The sequence below is a fragment of the Streptomyces sp. NPDC058240 genome (assembly GCF_042882135.1).
Lineage (GTDB): Bacteria > Actinomycetota > Actinomycetes > Streptomycetales > Streptomycetaceae > Streptomyces.
Map to the genome: position 1 here is coordinate 142,109 of NZ_JBHVWT010000014.1, position 25,779 is coordinate 167,887.

At 70.8% G+C, this 25,779-nt stretch carries 21 protein-coding genes; 10 read left to right on the top strand and 11 right to left on the bottom strand.

Features of this window, described 5'->3' with window-relative positions; all coding sequences use genetic code 11:
- Positions 1-161: 161 nt before the first annotated feature.
- The 6 genes from ACFVX4_RS22815 to ACFVX4_RS22840 form a co-directional block, all read right to left on the bottom strand.
- Positions 162-2,195 carry a M4 family metallopeptidase gene (locus tag ACFVX4_RS22815; protein WP_389980248.1) on the bottom strand — a complete coding sequence of 678 codons (2,034 nt, stop codon included), beginning with the start codon at positions 2,193-2,195 and terminating at the stop codon, positions 162-164.
- 771 nt (positions 2,196-2,966) lie between these two features.
- Positions 2,967-3,998: an alcohol dehydrogenase gene (locus ACFVX4_RS22820; RefSeq protein WP_389980250.1), complete on the bottom strand. Its 1,032-nt coding sequence runs from the start codon at positions 3,996-3,998 to the stop codon at positions 2,967-2,969.
- 126 nt (positions 3,999-4,124) lie between these two features.
- On the bottom strand, positions 4,125-5,897 hold the full coding sequence (locus ACFVX4_RS22825) for an ABC transporter ATP-binding protein (RefSeq protein WP_389980252.1): 1,773 nt from the start codon (positions 5,895-5,897) through the stop codon (positions 4,125-4,127).
- The gene (locus ACFVX4_RS22830; RefSeq protein WP_389980254.1) at positions 5,894-7,522 is read right to left on the bottom strand and encodes an ABC transporter transmembrane domain-containing protein; all 1,629 of its coding nucleotides are present in this window, start codon (positions 7,520-7,522) and stop codon (positions 5,894-5,896) included. Before ACFVX4_RS22830 ends, ACFVX4_RS22825 begins: the two co-directional genes overlap by 4 nt.
- A 53-nt stretch (positions 7,523-7,575) precedes the next feature.
- Positions 7,576-8,028, bottom strand: coding sequence for a hypothetical protein (locus tag ACFVX4_RS22835; protein ID WP_389980256.1), 453 nt, complete (start codon positions 8,026-8,028; stop codon positions 7,576-7,578).
- Positions 8,025-8,315, bottom strand: coding sequence for a hypothetical protein (locus ACFVX4_RS22840; protein ID WP_389980258.1), 291 nt, complete (start codon positions 8,313-8,315; stop codon positions 8,025-8,027). Before ACFVX4_RS22840 ends, ACFVX4_RS22835 begins: the two co-directional genes overlap by 4 nt.
- Before the next feature lie 105 nt (positions 8,316-8,420).
- Here ACFVX4_RS22840 and ACFVX4_RS22845 point away from each other — a divergent pair, with 105 nt between their 5' ends.
- Both ACFVX4_RS22845 and ACFVX4_RS22850 read left to right on the top strand, forming a co-directional pair.
- Positions 8,421-9,251: a helix-turn-helix transcriptional regulator gene (locus tag ACFVX4_RS22845; protein WP_389980260.1), complete on the top strand. Its 831-nt coding sequence runs from the start codon at positions 8,421-8,423 to the stop codon at positions 9,249-9,251.
- On the top strand, positions 9,248-9,457 hold the full coding sequence (locus ACFVX4_RS22850) for a DUF397 domain-containing protein (protein ID WP_389980262.1): 210 nt from the start codon (positions 9,248-9,250) through the stop codon (positions 9,455-9,457). Before ACFVX4_RS22845 ends, ACFVX4_RS22850 begins: the two co-directional genes overlap by 4 nt.
- Before the next feature lie 221 nt (positions 9,458-9,678).
- On the opposite strand, the gene ACFVX4_RS22855 is transcribed toward ACFVX4_RS22850, so the two are convergent.
- Both ACFVX4_RS22855 and ACFVX4_RS22860 read right to left on the bottom strand, forming a co-directional pair.
- Positions 9,679-10,461: an isoprenyl transferase gene (locus ACFVX4_RS22855; protein WP_389980264.1), complete on the bottom strand. Its 783-nt coding sequence runs from the start codon at positions 10,459-10,461 to the stop codon at positions 9,679-9,681.
- A 179-nt stretch (positions 10,462-10,640) separates the two neighbouring features.
- Positions 10,641-11,300, bottom strand: coding sequence for a helix-turn-helix domain-containing protein (locus tag ACFVX4_RS22860; RefSeq protein ID WP_389980266.1), 660 nt, complete (start codon positions 11,298-11,300; stop codon positions 10,641-10,643).
- A gap of 199 nt (positions 11,301-11,499) precedes the next feature.
- On the opposite strand from ACFVX4_RS22860, the gene ACFVX4_RS22865 reads away from it, so the two are divergent.
- Both ACFVX4_RS22865 and ACFVX4_RS22870 read left to right on the top strand, forming a co-directional pair.
- A complete protein-coding gene (locus tag ACFVX4_RS22865) occupies positions 11,500-12,705 on the top strand; it encodes a cytochrome P450 (protein WP_389980268.1) in 1,206 nt (401 codons plus the stop codon).
- Positions 12,706-12,708: 3 nt separating this feature from the next.
- Positions 12,709-12,921, top strand: coding sequence for a ferredoxin (locus ACFVX4_RS22870; protein ID WP_389980270.1), 213 nt, complete (start codon positions 12,709-12,711; stop codon positions 12,919-12,921).
- 58 nt (positions 12,922-12,979) lie between these two features.
- Here the strand turns inward: ACFVX4_RS22870 and ACFVX4_RS22875 are convergent, their stop codons facing one another.
- On the bottom strand, positions 12,980-14,839 hold the full coding sequence (locus ACFVX4_RS22875) for an ABC transporter ATP-binding protein (RefSeq protein ID WP_389980272.1): 1,860 nt from the start codon (positions 14,837-14,839) through the stop codon (positions 12,980-12,982).
- Positions 14,836-16,686: an ABC transporter ATP-binding protein gene (locus ACFVX4_RS22880; RefSeq protein WP_389980274.1), complete on the bottom strand. Its 1,851-nt coding sequence runs from the start codon at positions 16,684-16,686 to the stop codon at positions 14,836-14,838. Before ACFVX4_RS22880 ends, ACFVX4_RS22875 begins: the two co-directional genes overlap by 4 nt.
- A gap of 182 nt (positions 16,687-16,868) precedes the next feature.
- Between ACFVX4_RS22880 and ACFVX4_RS22885 the strand changes: the two genes are divergently transcribed.
- The 4 genes from ACFVX4_RS22885 to ACFVX4_RS22900 are packed head-to-tail and all read left to right on the top strand — an operon-like array spanning position 16,869 to position 20,552.
- The gene (locus ACFVX4_RS22885) at positions 16,869-17,771 is read left to right on the top strand and encodes an ATP-binding cassette domain-containing protein (RefSeq protein ID WP_389980276.1); all 903 of its coding nucleotides are present in this window, start codon (positions 16,869-16,871) and stop codon (positions 17,769-17,771) included.
- A gap of 1 nt (position 17,772) precedes the next feature.
- On the top strand, positions 17,773-18,564 hold the full coding sequence (locus ACFVX4_RS22890; RefSeq protein WP_389980278.1) for an ABC transporter permease: 792 nt from the start codon (positions 17,773-17,775) through the stop codon (positions 18,562-18,564).
- Between the two features lie 31 nt (positions 18,565-18,595).
- The gene (locus ACFVX4_RS22895) at positions 18,596-19,885 is read left to right on the top strand and encodes a sensor histidine kinase (RefSeq protein WP_389980280.1); all 1,290 of its coding nucleotides are present in this window, start codon (positions 18,596-18,598) and stop codon (positions 19,883-19,885) included.
- 19 nt (positions 19,886-19,904) lie between these two features.
- Positions 19,905-20,552 (top strand): response regulator transcription factor, encoded by a 648-nt coding sequence (locus ACFVX4_RS22900; RefSeq protein WP_266426725.1) that lies wholly within the window; start codon positions 19,905-19,907, stop codon positions 20,550-20,552.
- Positions 20,553-20,588: 36 nt separating this feature from the next.
- Here the strand turns inward: ACFVX4_RS22900 and glgX are convergent, their stop codons facing one another.
- Entirely contained in the window at positions 20,589-22,820 is a 2,232-nt protein-coding gene (gene glgX / locus ACFVX4_RS22905) for a glycogen debranching protein GlgX (protein ID WP_389980282.1), read from the bottom strand.
- A gap of 153 nt (positions 22,821-22,973) precedes the next feature.
- Here glgX and ACFVX4_RS22910 point away from each other — a divergent pair, with 153 nt between their 5' ends.
- Both ACFVX4_RS22910 and ACFVX4_RS22915 read left to right on the top strand, forming a co-directional pair.
- The gene (locus ACFVX4_RS22910) at positions 22,974-24,197 is read left to right on the top strand and encodes an Ig-like domain-containing protein (RefSeq protein ID WP_389980284.1); all 1,224 of its coding nucleotides are present in this window, start codon (positions 22,974-22,976) and stop codon (positions 24,195-24,197) included.
- A gap of 213 nt (positions 24,198-24,410) precedes the next feature.
- Complete coding sequence (locus ACFVX4_RS22915) at positions 24,411-25,652, top strand: Ig-like domain-containing protein (protein WP_389980286.1); 1,242 nt, start codon at positions 24,411-24,413, stop codon at positions 25,650-25,652.
- The last annotated feature ends 127 nt before the right edge of the window (positions 25,653-25,779 follow it).

Consider the following 25,779-nt stretch of genomic DNA (forward strand, 5'->3'; position numbering starts at 1 on the left):
ATGTTGTGGGGGTGCGGATGTCTGGAGCCTTTGTCGGGTGCCCCCCGACTGGGCGCCCACCCCCGTTCGGGGTCCCCCCGCCAGGCTCCGGCACGGAACCGCCCGGCAGGGGCGTGAGCTCCTGCCGGGCGGCGGTCACCGGGTCATGACCGGTGCGGGGTTCAGAAGGTGAGCTTGAAGCTGTTGATCTTGCCCGTGTCACCCGAGTAGACGTCCTGGACCTTGAGCTTCCAGGTGCCGTTGGCCACCTCGGAGGACGCGTTGACCGTGTAGGTGCCACGGACGTCGTCCGCCGAGTCGCCGGCCGAGGAGTTCTTCAGCCGGTAGGCCGTGCCGTCCGGGGCGACGAGGTCGACGACCAGGTCACCGCGGTAGGTGTGGGTGATGTCCACGTCGACCTTGAGGGCGCTGGGCGCGTTGCCGGTGACACCGGTGACGTTGACCGAGCTGGTGACGGCCGCACCGCGGTCCGGGATGGCGACCGACGTCTTGCTCTCGAAGACCTTGCCGCCCGGGTCGGGGTTGCCGCCGTCGCGGGTGCCGACGTTGATGGCGGCAAAGGCGTCTCCGACGGCCTTGTACTCGGCGCTGGTCGTGCCGTACAGCTCACCGGCCGCGGCGAGGGCGCCGGTGCGGGCCGCCGCGTAGTTCGTGGTGGAGGTGAACTTGGTGGTGAGCGCCTTGAACCAGATCAGCGCGGCCTTGTCGCGGCCGATGCCGGTCACCGGCAGGCCGTCGGAGGTCGGGGAGTCGTAGGAGACCCCGTTGATGACCTTGGCGCCGCTGCCCTCGGAGAGCAGGTAGAAGAAGTGGTTCGCCGGGCCCGAGGAGTAGTGGACGTCGACGTTGCCGATGCCGGAGTACCAGGCGTCCTTGGACGCGCCGTCCTTGCTCGGCTTGTCCTGGTAACGCAGCGGGGTGCCGTCACCGTTGATGTCGATCTTCTCGCCGATGAGGTAGTCGCCCGGGTCACTGGCGTTGTTGGCGTAGAACTCGACCGCGGAGGCGAAGATGTCGCTGGTCGCCTCGTTGAGGCCGCCGGACTCGCCGCTGTAGACCAGGTCGGCGGTGGCCGAGGTGACACCGTGCGTCATCTCGTGCGCGGCCACGTCGAGGGCGGTCAGCGGGTTGACGTTGCCGTCACCGTCGCCGTAGGTCATGCAGAAGCAGCTGTCGTCCCAGAAGGCGTTGACGTAGTTGTTGCCGTAGTGGACGCGGGAGTACGCGCCGACGCCGTCGCCCCGGATGCCGGTGCGGCCCTGCACGTTCTTGTAGTAGTCCCACGTCTCCGCAGCGCCGTAGTGGGCGTCCGCGGCGGCGGTCTCCGAGTTCTGCGGGGTGCCGTCGCCCCACACGTCGGTGGACTTGGAGTACAGCGTCCCGGTGCCGGAGCTGCCGTGGTTCAGGTTGTACGTCTTGTGGTTGCCGCGGCCCGTGTCCGTCAGCGTGTACGACGGGGCGGTGCCGAGGGTCACCTGGCCGCTGTACTCGGTGTTGCCGGTGCCGTTCTCGATGCCCTGCCACTCGTACAGCTTCGCGCCGGTGGTGGCGTCGGTGATGACGTGCAGCTGGTTCGGGGTGCCGTCCTCCTGGAGGCCGCCGACGACGGTCTCGTAGGCGAGCTGCGGCTTGCCCTGCGCCATCCAGACCACCTTGCGCGGTGCCCGGTCGGCCTCGGTCTTCTTGGATCCGTCGGCCTTGGCGAGGCCGAGTGCCTGCTTCTCGGCCACCGCGGGCGCGACGTCGGCCGCCGTGTCCACGGACTTCAGCTGCGCGCTGGAGACCTTGGAGGCCTTGGTGACGCTCTGCGTGGTCCCGGCCTTGTTCTCCTGGACGATCAGGTCGCCACCGAGCACCGGGAGTCCGGCGAAGGTGCGCTCGTAACGCGTGTGCGTGGTGCCGTCGTTGTCCTGGATGACGTCCTTGACGACGAGCTTCTCCTGCGAGCCGAGACCGAGGTCCTTGGCCGTGTCCGCCTTGCTCGCGCTGGCCTCGCGGATCAGCTCGGCGCGCTGGGACGGGGAGAGCTGCTTGGCCAGGGCACCGTGGTCGGCGCCGGCCGCCGCCGCGTTCGCCGCTGTGGCGCTGCTGGGAGTGGCAGTGGCCGTTCCGGTCTGGACGCCGACGGCGAGGAGGGCTGCTGCGGCTATCAGAGCGCCGGTCGCGGTGGCACGACGGCTGGGCGTGGATCTCACGCGGACTCCTTCTGCGAGGGGGGTACCGGCGGCTCGGTGAGCCGTCCGGGGTGAGCGAGAAGTGCGCAGAACGGGGTGAAGAGTGTCAGCAGGAAGCCGTCTCTGTCAGGACCGCGTCAACAACTTGGCCGGAACTCGTCCGTTGCCGGAAAGGTCATGTTCGTTAAGCGGACGTTTCACGGACCATCACCGCGATGCCGTAGGGCGTCCTCCGTGCCCGGAATTCGAAGAGGGAGCCGAGGTCGGGCTCGAAGCCTTCGTGTTCGAACAGCGGGCCGGGGAGCGGGTGTTCGGCACTGGCTGAGATGACGTCGAGATGTGGCTGATTTCTTACCATCCACATCCTGTTGGAGAGCCGGTGTCCTGAAGCGGGCACGCCTCCGGGCGGCCGACCGCGGCGGCCGTGGCCGGTTTCGCCGCGTTCGCCCGGGGGGCCGACCGCGGGTACGTCAGGGGTGGAGAGGCCGGTCGTCTCCGCCGCGGGCTTCTCTCGCCCACCCGTATCGGGGGACCCGTCGCTCCGGACGACACCCACCGGGTCGGCCGTCTACGGCCGGGGTGCGGGCACTACGGCACCCGTCGTAGCCGATGCCGCGCGGGCGGCCCCGGGAGGAGCGGTCGCAGCGGCCCGCCGACTCCCGTACTACCTGCGGGAATCGCTGCTGTCCTCGACGTTCGGCACGGGTGCCCGCAGCACGAGCACGGCTGCGACCGGCGCCGCTCGTACCGAGGAGCGGAACCGGTCGCGGTGAAGCCCGGAAGGTCCGGGCGTCAGGCGGTGGTGAGCACCATCCGGAAGCGGGCGGCGCCGGACAGCATTTTCCGGTACGCCTCCTCCGCCCCGTCCAGCGGCACCGTCTCGGTCATCGGGCGGATCCCGTGCAGGGCGCTGAACGCCAGGGTGTCCTGCACGTCCTGCGCGGTGCCGGCCGGGTGGCCCCGGACGACCTTGCCGGTCATGAGCAACTGGTTCGGGCTGATCCCCAGCGGCTCCGGGTCCGCGCCGATGACCACCAGCTCGCCGCGGGGCGCGAGTCCCTCCACGGTCGCGGTGATGGCCCCGGAGTTGGCGGCGGTGGCCAGGACGACCCGGGCACCGCCCAGGGACTGCAGCGCGTCCGCGACGGTGGTGCCCGCGGTGCTGTCGATGTAGTGGTGCGCGCCGAGCTCCTTCGCGAAGTCGGCCTTGGCGGCTCCGCGGGCGATCGCCACCGTCTCGAAGCCCATCGCGGCCGCGTACTGCACGCCCAGGTGCCCGAGCCCGCCGATGCCGAGCACGGCGACCAGGTCTCCCGGCCGGGCGGCGCTGCGCCGCAGTCCGTTGTACGTGGTCACTCCCGCGCAGCCCATGGGCGCCGCGTCGGTCGCCGACAGCGCGTCGGGGATCCGGGCCAGTGCGTCCGCCGGGACGATGACGCTCTCGGCATAGCCCCCGTCGTACGCCCACCCGGGCACCTTCAGGTTCACGCAGACCATGAAGTCGCCCTGCCTGCACGGTGTGCAGTGGTGGCAGCTGCCGCCGAACCAGCCCACCGCCACCCGGTCACCCACCTGCCAGGCGCTGTGCGTGCCGTCGCCGAGCTCCTCGATCCGGCCGGCGATCTCGTGCCCGGGGACCACTGGGAACCGCACGCCCGGGAGCACGCCGTCCACGAAGAGGGCGTCGCTGTGGCAGACGCCGCAGGCGTCCACGGCCACCCGGACATGACCCGGACCCGGCTGGGGCACCGCGCGCTCGACGATCTCGAAAGGACCACCGGCGGCGGTGGCCTGCGCGGCTCGGTAGACGCTGGGGACGCTCATCTGGATCTCTCCGGGACATGGGAGTGGACTTCCCCCTGGAATCAGCAGACCAGCTCCGGCCCGGTCGCGCGCGCCGGGCGGCGCGGACGGGGGGCGGGCCCCGCCGCGTCCGGGCGTCACAGGCTCTCAGGAGGAGGTTGGGCCTTCACCGTGCCAGGAGCGCCAGAGCGCGGCGTAGGCGCCGTCGGCCGCCACGAGATCGTCGTGGGTGCCGAGTTCGGTGATCCGGCCGTCCTCCATCACCGCCACCCGGTCGGCGTCGTGAGCCGTCTGCAGGCGGTGCGCGACGGCGACGACGGTCCGGCCGTCGAGGACGGCGGCCAGCGCCTGTTCCGTGTGCCGGGCCGTCCTCGGGTCCAGGAGCGCGGTGGCCTCGTCGAGTATCAGCGTGTGCGGGTCGGCCAGCACCACGCGCGCCAGGGCGAGCTGCTGTGACCGGGCGCCGTCCGGCCGATGCCCGCCGTGGCCCAGATCGGTGTCCAGGCCGTCCGGCAGCTCGTCGGCCCACTCGGCGCCGACGACGGCGAGTGCCGCGCGCAGTTCGGCATCGGTGGCGTCGGCCGAGGCGATCTTCAGGTTGTCCCGGACCGTGCCGAGGAAGACGTGGTGCTCCTGGGTGACCAGGACGACGTGCCGGCGCAGCCGCTCGGGGTCCAGCCCGGCGACCGGGACCCGCCCGACCGTCACCGAACCGGTGCGCGGTGCGTCCAGGCCCGCCAGCAGTCTGCCCAGGGTGGTCTTGCCCGCGCCGGAGGGGCCGACGATGGCGAGCCGCTCGCCGGGACGGACCGTCAGGTCGACACCGTGCAGCACATCGCCCCCGCCGTCGTAGGCGTAGTGCACATCCGTCACCTCGATCCGGTCGTCGGCCGGAGCGGGGGAGACGGCCGGTGGTGTGTGCGCCGCCAGGCCGAGGCCCTCGACCCTGGCGAAGGAGGCGCTGCCGCTCTGCAGCTGTTCGAGCCGCTGGAGGATGGTGTCCAGGGGCTGGGAGAGCTGCCGCAGATACAGGGCCGAGGCGACCACCGCGCCGAGGCTCATCGTGCCGTGGTCGTGCAGTACGCCGCCGACGAGCAGGACACCGGCCACCGGAATGACGTACGAGATGTCCACGGCCGGGAAGAGCACACTGCGCAGGAACAGCGTCCGGGTCCGGGTGCTCCAGCACTTCTCGATGGCTTCCCGGCATGCCGTGACGCGGCGCTGCTGAAGCCCGAGGGCCTCCACGGTGCGGGCCCCGGCGGCGGTGGCCGCCAGCTGCTCCGCGAGAGCCGAGTTGGCGGCTCCCTCGGCCAGGTACGCGGTGAGCGCCCGGCGCAGATACCAGCGGGCGGCGAACCAGATGCCGAGCAGGCCCAGCACCCCGCACGCACCGAGCAGCGGGTCGAGCGCGAAGACCGCACCGAGGATGAACAGCGCCTGGACCCCGGCGATGAGGACCTCGGGCCCGGTGTCCCGGAGGGTGGCGCCGACCGCGGCGACATCGGTGGTGCCGCGGGTCATCAGGTCGCCCGTGCCGGCCCGCTCGACCACCGGGGCGGGCAGCGAGAGCACCCGGTCGGCGAACTGCTCGCGGATGCGGGCCAGGGTCCGCTCGCCGAAGCGGTGTCCGACGTAGCCGGCGCAACGGACCAGGAGGAGCTGCGCCAGGGCGAAGACGAGGATGGTGAGCGCCAGGCGGTCCACCGCGGCCACCCCGCCGCCGGCCCTGACCTCGTCGATGATGCAGCCGAGCAGCCACGGTCCGACGAGCCCGGCACCGGCGGCCAGCGCGTTGAGGCCGATCATGGCGGCGAAGACGCGAGCGTCCAGCCGGATCAGCCGGAGCGCCGCCCGGCGTATCCGGGACGGTTCGGCGATGGGCAGGGCCGGGGGCGTCGGCTCGGATCCGGTGGTCATCGCACGGCCTCCCGGGACGGCGGGACGCTTCCTTCGTCGGCGGGGTCGTCGTCCGTACCGCGGGACACCAGGAGGCGGTAGCCGGGCTCCCGGTCCAGGAGTTCACGATGGCTGCCGACGGCCGCGACGCGACCGTCGACCAGGTAGTACACGGTGTCCGCCCGGTCCAGCAGGAGCGGTGAGGTGCTGGTGACGACAGTGGTGCGGCCGGAGCGCGCGGCGCGCAGCCGGGTCGCCATGGCCGCCTCGGTGTGTGCGTCGACCGCCGAGGTGGGCTCGACCGCCAGGAGCACCTCGGGATCGGCCAGCAGGGCCCGGACCAGCCGGACACGCTGGCGCTGGCCTCCGGAGAGATTGCGGCCCTGCGCGTCGACGGGCGAGTCGAGTCCGTCCGGCAGACCACGGACGATGTCCTGCGCCACGGCCGTGTACAGGCAGCGGCCGATGGATTCCTCGTCCCGGTCCCGGGCGCCGCTGATCACCTCGCGCAGCGGACCGGCGAACAGATCGGCCTCGTTGTCCGCGACCAGGATCCGCCGCCGCACCTGCGTCAGATCGATCTCGTCCAGGCGTATCGCGCCCCAGGTCGCGGCCGACCCGGTGAACCGGCCGAGCCGCTCGACCACCGCCGCGGACTCCGACGGCCGGGCGCCGGCCAGCGCGGTCAGCCTGCCGGGCGCCACCTCCACGCCGGAGTCCGGATCACGGAGCGCGGACGGCGGACCGGGCCCGTCCACGGCCGCCTCACCGCCCGCGGAATCGGGCTCCAGGTCCAGGAAACGTATGACCCGGCGGGCGGCGACCAGCCCGCGGCTGAGGTCGTAGCCGCCCTCGATGAAGAACGAGACCGGCACCACGAGCACCGCGGCGTAGCCGTACACCGCGACCAACTCGCCGACACTGATGGTGCCCTGAGCGGCCATCCGGGCCGCCAGCCAGGTCACGGCCCCGAGGAACAGGGTGGGCAGGCCGACGCCGAGGGCCTGGATCCAGCTGGTCACCGCGCCGACGCGGTACCCCTCCGCCCGCAACTCCCGCGAGCCGCGCCGGTAGCGCTCGGCATACACCTCCTTGCCGCCGATGCCGTTGAGGACGCGCAGGCCCCCGACCATGTCCTCGAAACGGTCGGCGAGCCCGCCCTGCCGCTCCCGGTACGCCGCCTCGGCGCCCTGCAGCCGCCCCAGCAGCGGTCCGACCAGCACCCCGAGCAGCGGCACCCCGAGCAGCACCACCGCGGCGAGCAGCGGTTCCACGGCCAGCAGCAGCGCGGCCACGACGACGAAGGCGAGGACCGCGCCGACGCCGGGGCCGGTGATGGTCAGCGTGCCGGCGATCACGGCGACGTCACCGAAGCCGATCGTGACGACTTCCCCGGCCGTGACCCGGCGCGGCAGCGCCCCGCCCAGCCGGGTCGCCTGCGCGACCACGGCCCGCACGGAACGGAAGGCGGCGTCCAGTCGCACCCTGGTCATCGTGCGGTGCCGCATGATGGCCAGCCACGCGTTCAGCACACCCACACCCAGCAATGCCGCGACCCAGCCGACCAGAGCGGGCCACCGCCCCGGTTGCAGCCCGTCGTCGATGGCGCGGGACAGCAGGTACGGCGGCAGCGTCAGGCACACCATCCAGGCGCTGCCGAGCAGCGCCCCGGCGGAGACCCGACGGCGCTGACAGACGATCAGCCACCACAGGTACCGCAGGGCGCTGCGGCGGTCCGGGGGCCGTATCGGGTGCAGTGAGCGATTCTTGATGTGGATCCCTCCCCGGGGTGGCAGCGGAACGCGGTCGCGGGCGCCTGCTCCCCGGATCGTACGGACAGCGTGTACGTGCGGTCCGTGTCGGGGACGACGACGAGCAGCGGGGCGCCGCGCTTGAGGTGCGCGTGGGCGGCGCGTTGGCTTTCGCGGTCCTCGTACCAGGCGCGGAGCTCCGCGAGGTGGTCGAGGCGGGCGTCGAGGCCGAGCCGGGCCACGATCCACAGCGCCTGTCCGCCGAGCCACCGCAGTGCGAGGACGGGGGAGATGGTCCGGAAGGTGCCCAGGACGTACCGCGCCGTCTCGCCGGTGCCGCACATGAGCCCTTCGGCGAGCGCTTCGCACTGGTAACTCGTCGGTTCAGGAAGCCCGTTCATGCCGAACCGGCCATCCGTATCGCCGGTCGCAGGATCCGCCCCTCGCTCCGGGCATTGCACCGCGAGATCTCGGCCCGCAACCGCTCTATCGGACTCGGCGGCCGCACGTGTACGGGCTCCGCCTCCCATTCCGTCCCGCCGCCGACCGGTCGCAACGACCAGTACGGGCCGGCCGTCCCCCGGAACTCCCCGACCTGGTCACGACGTTTGGTATCGACCAACAGCGTCCCGGGGGCGGGTACTTGTGGGGGCTTCTGCTCGTTCGGGGGGCCGTCTTTCGCAGACACGGGCCACTCCTCTCCGTAACGGTTCCGCTACCAAGGGGGATCAGCGTGGCTTAGGCTCGGGGGAGTCTTCAACTTACGCAGATTGACAGGCAAGTTAGGTGCTGGATGGTGAATCGGAAGGAACTGGAACCCGATCGGTCGCCCAGTGCGGCTTTCGGTGCGCGTCTTCGCAGCTTGAGAGATGAGCGCGGCTGGACGCAGGACGAACTCGGCGAGCGCATGGGGTGTTCCGGGGCGCATATTTCTGCCGTTGAAACTGGGCGGAGGAAACCAACTCAACAGTTCGCAGCAAGTGCTGACAGGACGTTTGGAACCGGAGACCGGTTCGAGCGCCAGAGCCGGGCCGTCAGACACAGGGCGCTGCTTGAGGGCTTCCCGGAGTACGTCACTCACGAGGCGCGCGCGGTAGAGATCAGGCTCTACGAAGTTGGCGTCATACCTGGCCTGCTCCAGACGCCGGAATACGCATCGGCGCTCGGAGACAGCACTGTGAAACGGGGCGTTGCCTCGCGGGAGCAAGCCGACGAGCGGATTGCGCTGGTTGCGCAGCGCCAAGCGTCGCTCGGACGAACACCGCCCCCGTTGGTCTTCGTGGTGCTCGACGAAAGCTGTCTCCTCCGCCCCATCGGGGACGGTGCGCTCATGGACGCACAGTTCGCGCGCTTGATGGAGTTCGCCGAGCTGTCGAACACCGTGCTTCAAGTCGCCCCGTTCACCATCGGGGTTCGTCGTCCGATGACGTTGCCGGTAACCGTGCTCACGACGCCGGATCGCTCGCTCATGTCGTACGCGGAGTCCGCCAACCGGGGCCATCTTGAGCGAGACAGCGCATCGGTGCTGCCCATCCTGACGGACTACCATCAACTACAGGCCGAGGCGCTGTCGCGAGCGGCGTCCGTGGCCATGATCAGCCAGTTACGAAAGGGCACCCCGTGACGACCGAGTCCCCCCGTTGGTTCAAGTCCTCATTCAGCGAGAACGGCGGCCAGTGCATCGAGGTCGCCGCCAACCTCGTCGCCCCACTCGGCGTGGTCCCCGTCCGCGACTCGAAGAACCCGAGCGGCCCGGTGCTGAACGCTTCCGCCGCCTCGTTCGCCTCCTTCGTGGCGGGCGTCAAGGCTGGGGAGTTCGGTGCCGTCTGACCACAAGGCCCAGCGCATGTGATCCGAGACCGCCCCGCCGCGCAACGCATGGCGGGGCGGTCTCGCTGTCCGCGACGGCCAAGAAAGACCCCGTGACGACCACGACTGAATCCCCGCGTTGGTCCACGTCCTCATTCAGCGGCAACGGCGGCCAGTGCATCGCGGTCGCCGCCAACCTCGCCGGCCCGCTCGCCCCGGGTGATCCCCGGCACCGAAGGCGGTCATTTGCCGAATCGCCGTTCACGATTCGCGTACGAGCGAAGTGCGCGCAGGAAGTCGACGTGACGGAACGCCGGCCAGTAGCAGTCCACCCAGTGCATCTCGGCGTACGCGGACTGCCAGAGAAGGAAGCCGGACAGCCGCTGTTCTCCGGAGGTTCGGATGATGAAGTCGGTGTGGTCGGCTGTCGGCGAGTACAGATGCCGGGAGATGTCCTCGATTTCGAACCGCTCAGCCAGCTCGGCAGGGTCGCCACCGGCGGCGATGTGTTCCTCGAAGGCGCTCTTCACCGCATCGACGATCTCCCGTCGGCCGCCGTAGCCGACCGCGACGTCCACCTTGAGTCCGCCGCGTCCCGCGGTCGAGGCGGCGGCCTCCTTGAGTACCCGGGCACTGGCGCCAGGCAGCATGTCGAGCGAGCCGATCACCTGGACCTCCCATGAACGGCCTGCGGCCGTGATGTCCCGGACGGTCTCTTCGATGATCTCGATCAGCGGGCCGAGCTGCTCGGCGGGGCGCCCGAGGTTGTCGTCGGAGAGCATGAAGAGGGTCACGCGCTCGATGCCGTCGGCACTGCACCAGCCCAGGAACTCGGTGGTCTTGGCGCCGCCCGCCCGGTACCCCTCCCGGACATCCGCGTGACCCGCCTGCCGAGCCCAGCGCCGATTGCCGTCGAGCATGATCCCGACGTGCTGCGGGCGTGGCAGCCCCGCCAGGGTGGCGGCCAGCCGGCGTTCGTACACCGCTTCGATCGGCCGTCGGAGGAACAGCGGGAGCAGCCTCATGAACCATCTCCATCGCGTTGTGGATGCTCTCCGCGGACCCTACCAGGGGCTCCTCGGCGAGCTTGGTGCGCAGGTGAATGGCCTTGCTGTACACGCTACTTGGCCAGGAGTGCGCGCTACGGTGGGTCTGTTCGGCGAGGGTATGCATCGGCGAACGTCGACGCCCGCTCCGGGGCCCCTCACCCCAGGAGGGGGCGCCAGCGGTCGGCCGACTCCATGATGTCCAGGCTGACCCGCTCCAGGAATGCCCCTGCCCTGGCCATCCGCTGCCCCACGGGGCTGTCGGGCCCGGACGCCTCCGCCGTGGTCATCGCGGACTGTGCCGCATCGAGCGTCTGTTGCGCGCTGAGAACGACGGAGTGGTACCAGGCCTGGTCGTCGATCACATAGACGTCGCGACGCCGCTGCGGATCACGCTCGCGCCGGACATAGCCGTGCTGGACGAGGTAGTTCACGGACACGGAGACGGAGGCGGGGCTGACCTTCAGCCTGCGGGTCAGCTCGGCCGCGGTGCGCCTGCCGTCCTCGGACAGCAGCAGGTCGACGTGCACGCGTGCTGTCATCCTCGGCAGCCCCGCCCGGACCGCCATCTCGACGATCTCCTCTCCCGTTGCGCCCCCCGATGGTTCGGCCGCGCGCGGGGGTGCCGGTGTGCCACGCCGCGCTCGCTGGGTCGTCGCCCGGTGCGCTCGCTGGGGCTGGTAGCCACTGGGGCCACCGTTGCGTCCGATCTCCCGGCTGATCGTCGAGGTCGGCCGGTCGATCCGCCTCGCGATCTCGGCGTAGGAGAGCCCGTCGGCGATTCCGGCCGCGATGCGCTGGCGGTCCTGCTGGGTCAACCGTTCTCCTGGCATGCCGCCAGTATTGCTTTCGCCGCCATTCATTGCAACGCGATATTGCATTAGGGCCCAGCGTCATTGCATCAATTTCCCGCAATTCACCTGGGGAAATGCGTTTTCGTCGATTGACACTCCTTCTGAATGCAACGTAGCTTTCGAGCATCGTCAAACGCGTACTATCGCGAGATGAGGAATGGTCATGGGTGAATTCCCGCACACCGTCACGACGATGCCGACGGCGCGTCGGTCCGGCTGCCCGTTCGACCCGCCGGCAGAGCTGGTCGACGCCCGCCGGCACAGCCCCATCAGCCGCTACACCTTCCCCGGCGGAAAACCCGGCTGGCTGATCACCGGATACGACCTGGTCAGGTCGGTCCTGGCCGACTCGCGGTTCAGCTCACGCAAGGAGCTCATGCTCCACCCGACCATCGACTACGGCGACATGCAGGCACCCCCGGCGCCGCCCGGCGAGTTCCTGCTCATGGACGAGCCCCAGCACAGCCGCTATCGAAAGCCGCTGATGGGCAAGTTCACCGTACGGCGGATGCGACTGCTCACCGAGCGCGTCGAGCAGATCACCGCCGACCACCTGGACGCCATGGAGGAGGCCGGGCCGTCGGCGGACCTGGTGACCGCGTTCGCCAAGCCCATCCCCGCCATCATGATCTGTGAACTGCTGGGGGTGCCGTACCAGGACCGGGGGTCCTTCCAGGAGCAGGTCGACTCGTTCATGAACGGGGAGACGAGCGACGAGGACCTGATGGCGGCCTATACCGCGACCCAGGACTACCTCGCGGAGCTGGTGGCCGCCAAACGCGCGAACCCCACCGACGACGTGCTCAGCGACCTCACCGACAGCGATCTGACCGACGAGGAGCTGAGGGGGATCGCCCTGATCCTGCTGGCGGCAGGGCTCGACACCACCGCGAACATGCTGGCCCTCGGCACCTTCGCACTGCTGCGCAACCCGGAGCAGCTGGCCGCGCTGCGCGCCGACCCCGCGCTCGCCGACCGGGCCGTGGAGGAGCTGCTGCGGTACCTCAGTGTCGCCAAGACGTTCATGAGGACGGCGCTGGAGGACGTCGAGGTGGGCGGCCGGACCATCAAGGCCGGCTCGCGGGTGATCCTGTCGTACAACACTGCCAACCGCGACCCCGAGCGCTTCGCCGACCCCCACGTGCTAGACCTCCGCAGGCAGGACGGCGGGCACCTGGCCTTCGGCCACGGCATCCACCAGTGCCTGGGGCAGCAACTGGCCCGCGTCGAGATGAAGGTCGCGTTCCCCGCGCTGCTCGACCGCTTCCCCACGCTGCGGCTGGCCGTACCGCCCGAAGAGGTTGCCCTGCGTCCGGAGACCGCGGACGTCTACGGGGTGAAGAGCCTCCCGGTCACCTGGGACGCGTGACCCATGAGGATCACTGTGGACACCGAGCGCTGCGTCGGCTCCGGAATGTGCGTGTTGACGGCCGGCGAGGTGTTCGACCAGCGTGAGGAGGACGGCAAGGCGATCGTGCTGCGGCCCGAGCCGCCCGCTGACACGCTGGACTCGGTTCGCGAGGCGGTGGACCTGTGCCCTGCCGCAGCGATCGTCCTGTCGGCCCCGGGTGCCCCTGTTCCGTAGGCGGGCGCCCATGGACGGTCTCCACCCGCCCCACCGGGCGCCCCGGGCCGGAGGCCGCTCAGGTCAGGCTCTCCCGCCACGCCTGGTGCAGCCCCGCGAAGCGGCCGGTGCCGGCGATGAGTTCGGCGGGGGTGCCGTCCTCCACGATGCGGCCGTGCTCCATCACCAGGACCCGGTCCGCGATCTCCACCGTGGAGAGGCGGTGGGCGATCACCACTGCGGTGCGGCCGTGCAGCACCGTGTCCATGGCCCGTTGCACCGCCCGTTCGCCGGGGACGTCCAGCGAGCTCGTCGCCTCGTCGAGGATCAGCACCGCCGGGTTCGCGAGCAGGGCGCGGGCGAACCCGACCAACTGGCGCTGACCGGCCGAGATCCGGCCGCCCCGCTTGCGTACGTCCGTGTCGTACCCGTCGGGCAGTCCGCTGATGAAATCGTGCGCGCCGATCGCCTTGGCGGCCTGCTCGATCTCCGCGCGGGTCGCGTCCGGGCTGCCGATCGCGATGTTCTCGGCGACCGTCCCGGAGAACAGGAACGCCTCCTGGGTCACCATCACCACACCCCGCCGCAGCTCCGGCACGGCCAGGTCGCGCAGATCCGTACCGTCGAGCAGCACCCGGCCGTCCGACGGGTCGTAGAACCGGGCCAGCAGCTTGGCCAGGGTCGACTTGCCCGCACCCGTCGATCCGACCACGGCGACGGTCTGCCCGGCCGGGATCGTCAGATCGAAGCGGGGCAGCACCTCGCCGCCCGTGCGGTAGGCGAAGCGCACCTGGTCGAAGACGACCTCGCGGCCCGGGTGTTCGCCCGTGAGGGCCGGCAGCTCGCGCGGGTCCGACGTCTCCGGGACGGACGGGGTCTGAGCCAGCAGACCCGCGATCTTCTCCAGCGAGGCCGCGGCCGACTGATAGGAGTTGAGGAACATGCCGAGCCGGTCGATCGGGTCGTACAGCCGGCGCAGATAGAGGACGGCCGCGGCCAGCACCCCGAGCGCCAGGGTGCCCGAGGCCACCCGGTACGCACCCCACAGCACGATTCCGGCGACCGCCGTGTTGGCGACCAGCCGGGAGCCGACGACATAGCGCCCCATCTCCAGCATCGCGCTGCCGTTGGTCCACCGGTGCGTGTGGTTGAGGCCCTCGAAGTGCGCGTCGTTGACGGGCTCGCGGCGGAAGGCCTGGACGGGGCGGATGCCGTTCATCGTCTCCGCGAACTTGACGATGACCGCGGCGATGGCCGAGGACCGCTTGGCGTACAGCACTCCGGCCCGCCGCTGGAAGAGCCGCACCAGCAGATACAGCGGGATGAAGGAGAGCACGGCCAGCGCGCCCAGACCGAAGTCCAGCCAGAGCAGCATCAGCGAGATGGAGACGAAGGACAGGCCGACGCCGATCAGCTCCTGCAGTCCCTCGCTGAGCAGCTCCCGCAGCGACTCCACGTCCGTGGTGGAACGGGAGATCAGCCGGCCCGAGGTGTAGCGCTCGTGGAAGTCCACGCTCAGTGCCTGCGCATGACGGAAGATCCGCCCGCGCAGATCGAGCAGCACGTCCTGGTTGAGCCGGGCGGAGGCCCGGATGAACGCGTACTGCATGGCACCGGCCGTCACCGAGCACAGCGCGTACCCGACCGCCACCGCGATCAGCGGCCCGTAGTCCGCGTCCCGGAACGCGGGCACGCCGCTGTCGATGGCGTACGCGACGAGCAGCGGGCCGGCCTGGACCGCCGCCTGCTGGACCAGGAGCAGCAGCGCGGACAGCACCACCCGGGCCTTCAAGGGCCGCAGCAGCGACCGCAGCAGAGCCCCGGTCGCGCCGGGCGGGGTGGGCAGATCGTCCCGGTCGAAGCGGTCCCCGGTGGTCTCGGAGCCCGTGGCTTCTAGCGCGTCCTCGGCGGGGGCTGTGTCCGTCGTCGTACTGGTCATCGGGTGCCCTTCTCGGCGAGGAGGTCCTCGGCGGACAAGTCGGGGAAGGCGTCCCCGGCGGGCGCGTCCGGCGCGCCTTCGGCGCCCGACATCAGCCAGGCGTACTCGGCGTTGCTGCGCAGCAGTTCCTGATGGGTGCCGACGGCGGTGATCCGGCCCTCCGAAAGCAGTGCCACCCGGTCCGCGAGCATCACGGTGGACGGCCGGTGCGCGACCACGATCGCCGTGGTCTCCGCCAGGACCTGCCGCAGCGCGGCCTCCACCAGCGCCTCCGTGTGCACGTCCAGCGCGGAGAGCGGATCGTCGAGGACCAGGAAGCGCGGCCGGCCGACCACGGCGCGGGCCAGCGCGAGCCGTTGCCGCTGCCCGCCGGAGAGGCTGAGACCCTGCTCGCCGACCTGGGTGCCGACGCCCTCGGGCAGATCGTGCGCGAAGTCGGCCTGGGCGATGGCGAGCGCCCTGCGCAACTCGTCGTCCCCGGCACCCTCGGCGCCCATCAGCACGTTCTCCCCGACGCTCGCCGAGAAGAGCGTCGGCTCCTCGAAGGCCACGGACACCAGCTCGCGCAGCCGCTCCCGGGGCATGGTGGTGATGTCCGTACCGTCCAGGGTGATCCGCCCCGCGGTGGCCTCGTGCAGCCGTGGCACGAGGGCGGTGAGCGTCGTCTTCCCGGAGCCCGTGGCCCCGACCAGGGCCATCGTCTCGCCGGGCCGGATGCGCAGATCGATCCGGGACAGCACGGGCACGGAGCCGGGCTCCGCGTCGGGATAGCGGAACTCCACGCCCTCGAAGACCATTTCACCGCGGGTGGACGCGCTGCCCGGGGCGTGCCCGTCGGCGGTGGACGCGTCGTCCTCCTCGGCCACGTCCATCACCTCGAAGAACCGCGCGGTCGCCGTCGCCGACTCCTGGCTCATCGCCAGCAGGAAGCCGATCGACTCGACCGGCCAGCGCAGTGCGAGCGCGGTGGAGAGAAACGCGACCAGGGTGCCCGCGGAGAGGTCGCCGTCCGCGACCTGGACCGTGCCGAGCACCAGCGCCGCACCGATGGCCAGCTCCGGGATCACGGTGATGGCGGCCCAGATGCCCGCGAGGAGACGGGCCTTGTCCAGCTCCGTGATGCGCAGCCGCTGGGAGAGGGCACGGAAGGCGTCGGCCTGGCTGCGGTGCCGGCCGAAGCCCTTGATGATGCGGATGCCGAGCACGCTCTCCTCGACGACCGTCGTCAGATCGCCGACCTGGTCCTGGGCCCGGCGTGCCACGGTCGAGTACTTCGTCTCGAAGACCGAGCAGATGATCATCAGCGGCACGACCGGGATGAGCAGCACCAGCCCCAGCGTCCACTGCTGCATCAGCAGAATGACGAAGCCGATCAGGATCGTCGCCCCGTTGACCAGCAGGAAGGTCAATGGGAAGGCCAGGAACTGACGCAGCAGCATCAGGTCCGTGGTCGCGCGCGAGAGCAACTGCCCCGATGCCCAGCGGTCGTGGAACGCCACCGGCAGCCGCTGGAGATGCCGGTACAGATCGGCCCGCATCGACGCCTCGACCCCGGCCAGCGGACGCGCCACCATCCACCGCCGGACCCCGAACAGCGCGGCCTCGCCGATGCCCAGCAACAGCAGATACAGCGCGCCGAGCCAGACGCCGCCGGGGTCGCGGTCCGCCACCGGGCCGTCGACGATCCACTTCAGGACGAGGGGGATCACCAGGCCGACGCAGGACGCGGCGATCGCGACCAGAGCGGCGCCGAACAGCCGCTTCCGTACCGGCTTCACATAAGGCCACAACCGCATCAGCGACTGAGCGGTGGACCGATCCTTGGGCTCTACATGTTCTTCGGGCATCACAGGCGAGCCTACGGTTCACCCCTGACATCGCTCATGTGGTTTTTCGGCCGACGGACGGTGACCGGGTACGACGGGGCCCGGCGCACGCCGGTCGTAGTCCGTATCAACCGATCGGCTGATGCCCCTTCGAGCGCGATGGACGATGGTGCGCCGGTCCCCGCGGCACGATGCTCATGGTCATGGCAATCATCGAAGTGAACGGGGTGCAGAAGGCGTACGCCGGGCGCACCGTGGTCGATGGAGTGAGCTTCACCGTCGACGAGGGGGAGATCTTCGGGATCCTCGGCCCCAACGGCGCGGGCAAGACCACCACCGTCGAGTGCGTCGGGGGGCTGCGGGCCCCCGACGCCGGCACGGTCCGCGTCGCCGGTCTCGACCCCGTCGCCGACCACGACCGGGTCACCCGGCTGCTGGGCGCCCAGCTCCAGGAGAGCGAGCTCCAGCCCAAAATCACCGTGGCCGAGGCGCTGGAGCTGTACAGCGCCTTCTACCCGGACCCCGCCGACTGGCGGGAGCTCGCCGAACGGCTCGGTCTGCACACCAAGTTCGACACCCGCTTCGCCAAACTGTCCGGCGGTCAGAAGCAGCGGCTGTCCATCGCGCTCGCCCTGGTCGGCAACCCGCGGGTGGTGGTGCTCGACGAGCTGACCACCGGCCTGGACCCACGGGCCCGCCGGGACACCTGGAAGCTGATCGAGGACGTACGCGACAGCGGCGTCACCGTCCTGCTGGTCACCCACTTCATGGAAGAGGCCAGGCAGCTCTGCGACCGGGTCGCCGTGATCGACAAGGGGAAGGTCGTCGCCCTCGACACCCCGTCCGGGCTGATCGGCAGGGCGGGCAGCTCCACGGTCATCTCCTTCACCCCGTCGCAGCCGCTCACCGACGCCGAGCTGGAGCAGCTGCCCGGCGCGGTGTCCGTGGAGCGGAAGGACGACCGGATCGTCATCAGCGGCACCGACGAGACGGTCAACGCGGTGATCTCACTGCTGGCCCGCCACCACATCACCGCACACCGGCTCCGCGTCTCGGAGGCGACGCTCGACGACGCCTTCCTCGACCTCACAGAACAGGCGGCCTGAGATGACCACGGCGAACCCGGCCACGGCGACGGCCACCACGACACCCGCACCGGCATCCGCGCGCAAGGCGGTGCTCAGGTTCGAGACCCGGCTCTTCCTGCGCGAACCCGGCGCCCTGTTCTGGATCGTCGTCTTCCCGACCGCGCTCCTGACGATCCTCGGCCTCATCCCCTCCTTCCGGGAGCACAGCGACGATCTCGGCGGTCGGCGCGTCATCGATCTGTACGTACCGGTGGCGGTCCTGCTTGCCATGATCATGTCCGGGCTGCAGGCCATGCCGCCCGTCCTCACCGGCTACCGCGAACGCGGCATCCTGCGCCGGATGTCCACCACTCCGGTACGCCCCTCCGCGCTGCTCACCGCGCAGATCGCCCTGCACGGCGCCGCCGCCCTCGGCTCCGCCGCACTGGCGATGGCTGTCGGCCGGGTCGCCTTCGGCGTCGAACTGCCCGGCCGGCCCGTCGCCTACGCCCTGGCACTGCTCCTGTCGACGGCGAGCGTGCTGACCCTCGGCGCACTGCTCTGCGCCCTCTCCCGGACGACCAAGGCGGCCGCCGCCATCAGCTCGGTCGTGAACCTCCTGATGATGTTCACCGCCGGCGTCTGGATCCCGGTTCAGAGCATGCCCGACACCCTCCGGAACATCGTCCGGTTCACCCCGTTCGGAGCGGCGTCCGAGGCGCTGGACCGGGCGGCGTCCGGCGGCTGGCCCGGCTTCGCCCAGCTCGGCGTGATGGTGCTGTGGACGGCGCTGGTGACACTGCTCGCGACCCGTCTGTTCCGGTGGGAGTGACCGGCGCGCCGGAGACGGGGAGACTGCAACCATGAAGGCGTGGGACACGGCGACGGCGCACCGGAACGACGCGATGAGCGCCGAACTCGGGTGGGAACGGTTCTTCAGGTACGGGCCCTACGGGCTCCTCGGCCTGAGCACGGTCGTCGCGGCCGTGAGCGCCCCGCTCATCATGGATCGCGCCGACGTGTACACCACGGCGGTGCTGGTGCCCGTCGCTCTCGCCCTTCAGCTCTGGTGGGGGCGGGTCAGGCCGATCGTTGTCCCCAAGTCGTGGGCGTCGCAGTTCTACTACGCTGCCCGCACCTTGATCGCCTTCGCACTGACCTGGTGCAACCCCTTCTACTCGGTGTTCGCGATCCTCGGATACTTCGACACCGGCCGGCTGCTCCCGCAGCGGGCCGTCCGTCCCGCGCTGCTGGTCACGGCGGCCATCATGGCGGGTGCGCAGTGCGGCAGCGGCCTGCCGCCGGTCTCCCTGATGAACTGGTTCGCCTTCGCCGCCCTGTTCGGTCTGCACGGAACCCTCACCATGGTCTTCGCCAAGATCGGCGACCGCGAGGCCGACCACGCCCGTACCCAGGTCGACACCATCACCGAGCTGGAGTCGGCCAACGCCCGCCTCGAACAGGCCCTGGCGGAGAACGCCGGGCTGCACGCCCAGCTCCTGGTCCAGGCCCGCGAGGCGGGCGTCGCCGACGAGCGCCGACGGCTCGCCGCCGAGATCCACGACACCCTGGCCCAGGGCCTGACCGGCATCATCGCCCAGCTCCAGGTGGTGACCTCGATCGGCGACACCGACCCGGCGCTGGCCCGGGTGCACCTGGACCGCGCCGCCGCCCTCGCCCGGCACAGCCTCGGCGAGGCACGCCGCTCGGTCCACGACCTGGTCCCCGCCGCACTGGAACACGACGACCTGCCGGGCGCGCTGAAGCGTACGGTCACCGACTGGGGGGAACGCCACGGAGTCCGGGCCGAGTTCACCGTCACCGGTACCGTCGAGCCGCTCCACGACGAGATAGCCGCCACCCTGCTCCGGATCGCCGAGGAGGCCCTCGCCAACGTCGGCCGCCACGCCGGGGCCTCCCGGGCCGGCGTCACGCTGTCGTTCATGGGGGACGAACTCACCCTGGACGTCCGGGACGACGGCTGCGGCTTCGACCCGGTCGCCCTGCCGCCGTACAGCGGCGCGGGCGGTTTCGGGCTCGGCGGCATGCGGGCCCGCGCCGAGCGCATCGCGGGCGCCGTCGAGGTGGAGACGGAGCCGGGCCGCGGCACGGCGGTCAGTGCCCGGGTGCCCCTGGTCCGGCACAGCCGATGACCAGTACGGTTGGCCTGCCATGGCTCAGGAATCCGCACGCGTCATCACGCTCGTCGTCGTCGACGACCACCCCGTCGTACGGGACGGTCTGCGCGGCATGTTCGACTCGGCCCCGGACTTCGAGGTCCTCGGGGAGGCGTCGAACGGGGTGGAGGGGGTCGACCTCGTGGTCCGGCTGGACCCCGACGTCGTCCTGATGGACCTGCGGATGCCGGGCGGCGGCGGAGTCGCCGCCATCGCCGAACTGGCCGGGCGCGGCGCCCGGTCCAAGGTGCTGGTCCTCACCACGTACGACACCGACTCCGACACCCTGCCCGCGATCGAGGCCGGAGCGACCGGCTATCTGCTCAAGGACGCGCCACGCGACGAGCTGTTCACCGCCGTCCGCGCCGCCGCCGACGGCCGCACCGTGCTCTCGCCCGCAGTCGCCTCCCGGCTCATCTCACGGGTGCGCACCCCGGCGGCGGGCAGCGAATCGCTGTCGGGCCGCGAGCGCGAGGTGCTCGAACTCGTCGCGAAGGGCACGTCGAACCGGGAGATCGCCGCCGAGCTGTTCATCAGCGAGGCCACCGTGAAGACCCATCTCACCCATGTCTTCGCCAAGCTGGGCGCCAAGGACCGGGCCGCCGCCGTCGCGATCGGCTACGACCGGGGCATCCTCGGCTGACCCCGGCCGCACCCCCCGCACCCCCCGCACCCCCGCTCACTCCGTGACGCGCAGCAGCTGCACCGACCTGGCCGGCACGGTCAGCGTCCCGTCGCCCGGGTGGACGGTGCCGGGGGCCGCGGACTGGTCCTCCCGCGAGGTGTCCAGGACCAGCTCGTAGCTCCGCGCCCACGGCGGACCCGGGAGCCGGAAGGCGGACGGCCGGTGATCGGCGTGCAGGATCGCCAGGAAGCTGTCGTCCGTGATCTGTTCGCCGCGCGCGTCCCGGCCGGGGATGTCGCGCCCGGAGAGATACAGCCCGACCGTGGCGGCCGGTGCGTACCAGTCGCCCTCCGTCATCTCCGTACCCCGCGGGGTGAACCACGCCAGGTCCCGCAGCCCGTCCGCCGCCTGCGGCAGCCCGGAGAAGAAGGCCCGGCGGCGCAGCACCGGATGGGTGTGGCGCAGCCGCAGCACCCGCGCCGTCAGGTCGGTCAGCTCCCGCCACCCGGGCTGTTCGAGCAGTGACCAGTCCAGCCAGCCGATCTCGTTGTCCTGGCAGTACGCGTTGTTGTTGCCGCCCTGCGTACGGCCCATCTCGTCGCCCGCGACCAGCATCGGCACGCCTGTCGACAGCAGCAGTGTGGTCAGCAGATTGCGCAGCTGGCGGCGGCGCAGGGCGTTGATCCCGGGGTCCTCGCTCTCGCCCTCGGCGCCGCAGTTCCAGGCCCGGTTGTCCGAGGTGCCGTCCCGGTTGTCCTCGCCGTTGGCCTCGTTGTGCTTCTGTTCGTAGCTGACGAGGTCGCGCAGGGTGAAGCCGTCGTGCGCGGTGACGAAGTTGACCGAGGCGTACGGGCGCCGGCCGCCCCACGCGTAGAGGTCGCTGGATCCGGTGAGCCGGTAGCCGAGATCCCGTACGTCGGGCAGGGCGCCGCGCCAGAAGTCCCGTACGGCGTCCCGGTAGCGGTCGTTCCACTCGGTCCACAGCGGCGGGAAGGCGCCCACCTGATAGCCGCCGGTGCCGACGTCCCACGGCTCGGCGATCAGCTTCACCCGGCGCAGCACCGGGTCCTGGGCGATCACCGCGAGGAACGGCGAGAGCATGTCGACGTCGTGCATGGAGCGGGCCAGCGCCGCCGCCAGGTCGAAGCGGAAGCCGTCGACGCCCATCTCCGTCACCCAGTAGCGCAGCGAGTCCGTGATCAGCCGCAGCACCTGCGGCTGGACCACGTGCAGGGTGTTGCCGCAGCCGGTGTAGTCCGCGTATCTGCGGGCGTCGGACTGGAGGCGGTAGTAGCCGCGGTTGTCGATGCCGCGCAGCGAGAGCATCGGACCGAGCTCGCCCGCCTCCGCCGTGTGGTTGTAGACCACGTCGAGGATCACCTCGATCCCGGCGTCGTGCAGGGCCCGCACCATCCGCTTGAACTCGCCGACCTGCCGGCCCGCGCTGCCGCTCGCCGAGTAGCCGGCGTGCGGGGCGAAGTAGCCGATGGAGTTGTAGCCCCAGTAGTTGTGCAGCCCGCGACGGAGCAGATGGTCCTCGTGGGCGAACTGATGCACCGGCAGCAGCTCCACCGCCGTCACCCCGAGCCGCAGCAGATGCCCGATGGCCGCCGGATGGGCGAGACCCGCGTACGTGCCCCGCAGCTCCTCGGGGATCTCGGGGTGCAGCTTGGTGAAGCCGCGCACATGCAGTTCGTAGATGACGGAGTCCGCCCACGGGGTCTTGGGCCGGCGGTCCTCGGCCCAGTCGTCCTCGTCCTGGACCACGACACCCTTGGGGACGTACGGAGCGGAGTCCCGTTCGTCGCGGACGGTGTCGGCGACCTGCTGCTGCGGCCAGTCCCTCACATGGCCGTACACCTCGGCCGGAAGCGTGAACGAGCCGTCCACCGCCCGTGCGTACGGATCGAGGAGCAGCTTCGAAGGGTTCCAGCGGGCCCCCGTCCAGGGGTCCCAGCGACCGTGCACCCGGTAGCCGTAGCGCTGCCCCGGCCGCACGCCCGGCACGAAGCCGTGCCGGATCTCATGGGTCAGCTCGGTCAGCACGAGGCGCCGCTCGGTGCCGTCCTCGTCGAAGAGGCAGAGCTCGACGGCCTCCGAACCGCCCGCCCAGAGCGCGAAATTGGTGCCCGCGACCCCGTCGGGCCCCACCCGGAAGCGGGCCCCGAGCGGCGTCGGGGCGCCGGGCCACACGGCCGGAGGCGGCCCCGGCACGTCCTCCCGCCGCTGCCGCCCGGCCGCCGCCCCCGCCTCCTGCACTGCCTCCTGCTCGGCTGCGCTCGACACCTGCTCGCCTCCCGCGGCTCGTGGGGACCGGCAACGAAGAGGAGCGCACGGCGTCCCGGCCGCGGCTCCCCGAGTGTGGTCCTCCCCCTGTTTCTGCCCACCCCGGCGCACGCACTCACGTTTCCCCCGACCGGCCTCCGTCGTTGGGGGGACGTGAACCACGTAGCGAAGAGAGCGGTGGCGAACCCGGCCGCCGTACTGACATGGGCAGGACTGCTCGTCGTGCTGGCCGTACTGACCGGCTGCACCGGCGCCGGATCGATCTTCAGCGGGAAGGCGGGCCCGCCGCAGGACGCGATCCAGGTCACCCCGCGGGACGGGGCGAAGAACATCGGTCCGGACGACCGGATCGGGGTGAAGGTCCCCGACGGTCGGCTGGAGAGCGTCGAGGTGACACGGATCGAGGACGCGCAGAGCCAGAAGGTGCCGGGCCGGATCGCGGGCGACGGTCTGTCCTGGGCGCCCCGGGCGGGCGCGGGCCGGCTCAGGCTCGCCGCCAAGTACAGCGTGGACGCGGTGGCCGTGGACGGCTCGGGGAAGCGTTCGGCCCGCCACACCACCTTCACCACGGCCGTGCCCGAACGCCGCTTCATCGGCTACTTCAAACCGGAGAACCGGTCCACGGTCGGCACCGGGATGATCGTCTCCTTCGACTTCAACCGGCCGGTCAGCAACCGCGCGGCCGTGCAGAAGGCCATCCGGGTGACGGCCGTTCCGCCGGTCGAGGTGCTGGGGCACTGGTTCGGCGGGAAGCGCCTCGACTTCCGCCCCGCCGCCTACTGGAAGCCGGGCACCGAGGTGACCGTCGAGATGGCGCTGCGCGACGTGGAGGGCGCGCCGCACGTCTACGGCACCCAGGACAAGAAGGTCGCCTTCACGGTGGGCCGCTCCCAGACGTCCCTGGTCGACGCGGCCGCACACACCATGGAGGTGCGCCGCGACGGCGAGCTGGTCTCGACCATCCCGATCACGGCGGGCTCCGCGAAGACGGCCACGTACAACGGGAAGATGGTGGTCAGCGAGATGTACGACGTGACCCGGATGGACGGCCGCACGGTCGGCTTCGGCGGCGAGTACGACATCAAGGACGTCCCGCACGCCCTCCGGCTCACCGATTCCGGCACCTTCCTGCACGGCAACTACTGGTCGGACGAGGACATCTTCGGCTCGGACAACGTCAGTCACGGCTGTGTCGGGCTGGAGGACGTGCAGGGCGGCAGCAGCGACACCCCGGCCGGCCGGTTCTTCGACCGGACGCTCATCGGCGATGTGGTCGAGGTCGTCAACTCCAAGGACAAGCAGGTCGCACCGGACAACGGGCTCAGCGGCTGGAACCTGGACTGGACCCGGTGGAAGGCCGGCTCCGCCCTCCGCTGAGGCCCCGTCGGACCGCCCCGGCCCGGCACGTCCCGCGCCACCCCGTGAAGTCCCGGACAACTTGGGACTGAACGGTGACATCCGGGGGGTCAATTCCCCATGGTCGGTGTGATTATCTTTCGCTGAGCGTGCATGTGCAGCGCGCGGGGGAGGGAGCCTTCGGGCTCCCGGGGGCCTTGGCGGGGCCAGGCCGTGTGAGGGGAGACGACCACATTGAACGGGCAGCCGACATCGGGGACATCGGCCGGGGCGAACGGCGTACGGGGCGGGCGAGGGTCCACCGGACTGCTGGCTCTGGTACTGGGTGCGCTGCTGTTGCTGGTGACGGCGTGCGGCGGGGGAGACGACGCCGGCAACGGCAAGGGCGGGGGGAAGGTCGACGACAACTCCGCCTCGCAGGCCGTGGTGACCGTCGCGCCCAAGGACGGCGCGGACTCCGTCGCGACCAGCGGGGCGCTGAAGGTCTCGGCCGACCAGGGGAAGCTGACCACGGTCAAGGTCTCCGACCCCAAGGGCACCGAGGTCGAGGGAAAGATCGCGGCGGACGGCGCGAGCTGGGCGCCGGACCAGCATCTGGCCGCGGCGACCAAGTACAAGGTCCACGCGATCGCCAAGGACTCGAAGGGCCGTGAGTCGGCGAAGGACACCAGCTTCACCACGCTGGTCCCGCAGAACACCTTCATAGGGCAGTACACCCCGGAGGACGGCTCCACGGTCGGCGTCGGGATGCCCGTCTCGATCCACTTCACCCGCGGCATCACCGACCCGGACGCGGTCGAGAACGCGATCAAGGTGACGGCCGAGCCGTCCGTACCGGTCGAGGGCCACTGGTTCGGCAACGACCGCCTGGACTTCCGCCCCGAGGAGTACTGGGCCGCGGGCACCAAGGTGACCGTGAAGCTCAACCTCGACGGCGTCGAGGGACGCCCCGGTGTCTACGGCAAGCAGGCCAAGACGATCTCGTTCACCATCGGCCGCAAGCAGGTCAGCACGGTCGACGCGAGCACGCACCGGATGAAGGTGGTCCGCGACGGTCAGCAGATCAAGGACATCCCGATCTCGGCGGGCGCCCCGGCGACCACCACGTACAACGGCCAGATGGTCATCAGCGAGAAGCTCAAGGTGACCCGGATGAACGGTGACACCGTCGGCTTCGGCGGCGAGTACGACATCAAGGACGTGCCGCACGCGATGCGTCTGTCCACCTCGGGCACCTTCATCCACGGCAACTACTGGGGCGCCTCCAGCATCTTCGGTTCGACCAACACCAGCCACGGCTGCGTCGGTCTGCAGGACGTGCGCGGCGCCTGGAGCAAGAAGACCTCGGCGGCCTGGCTCTTCGACAACTCGCTCATCGGCGACGTCGTGGTCGTGAAGAACTCGCACGACAGCACGATCCAGCCGGACAACGGCCTCAACGGCTGGAACATGTCCTGGTCGGAGTGGACCAAGTAGTTCCTCGGGCAAGGAACACGGAGCGGGGGGGGTGCTGGGGCGACAAAAAGAAGGGCCCCCGGTTTTTACAACAAGTAACGCCTCCCCCACTAGCGCAAACCTTGAAGGGGAGAGAGGGGTTGGGGAG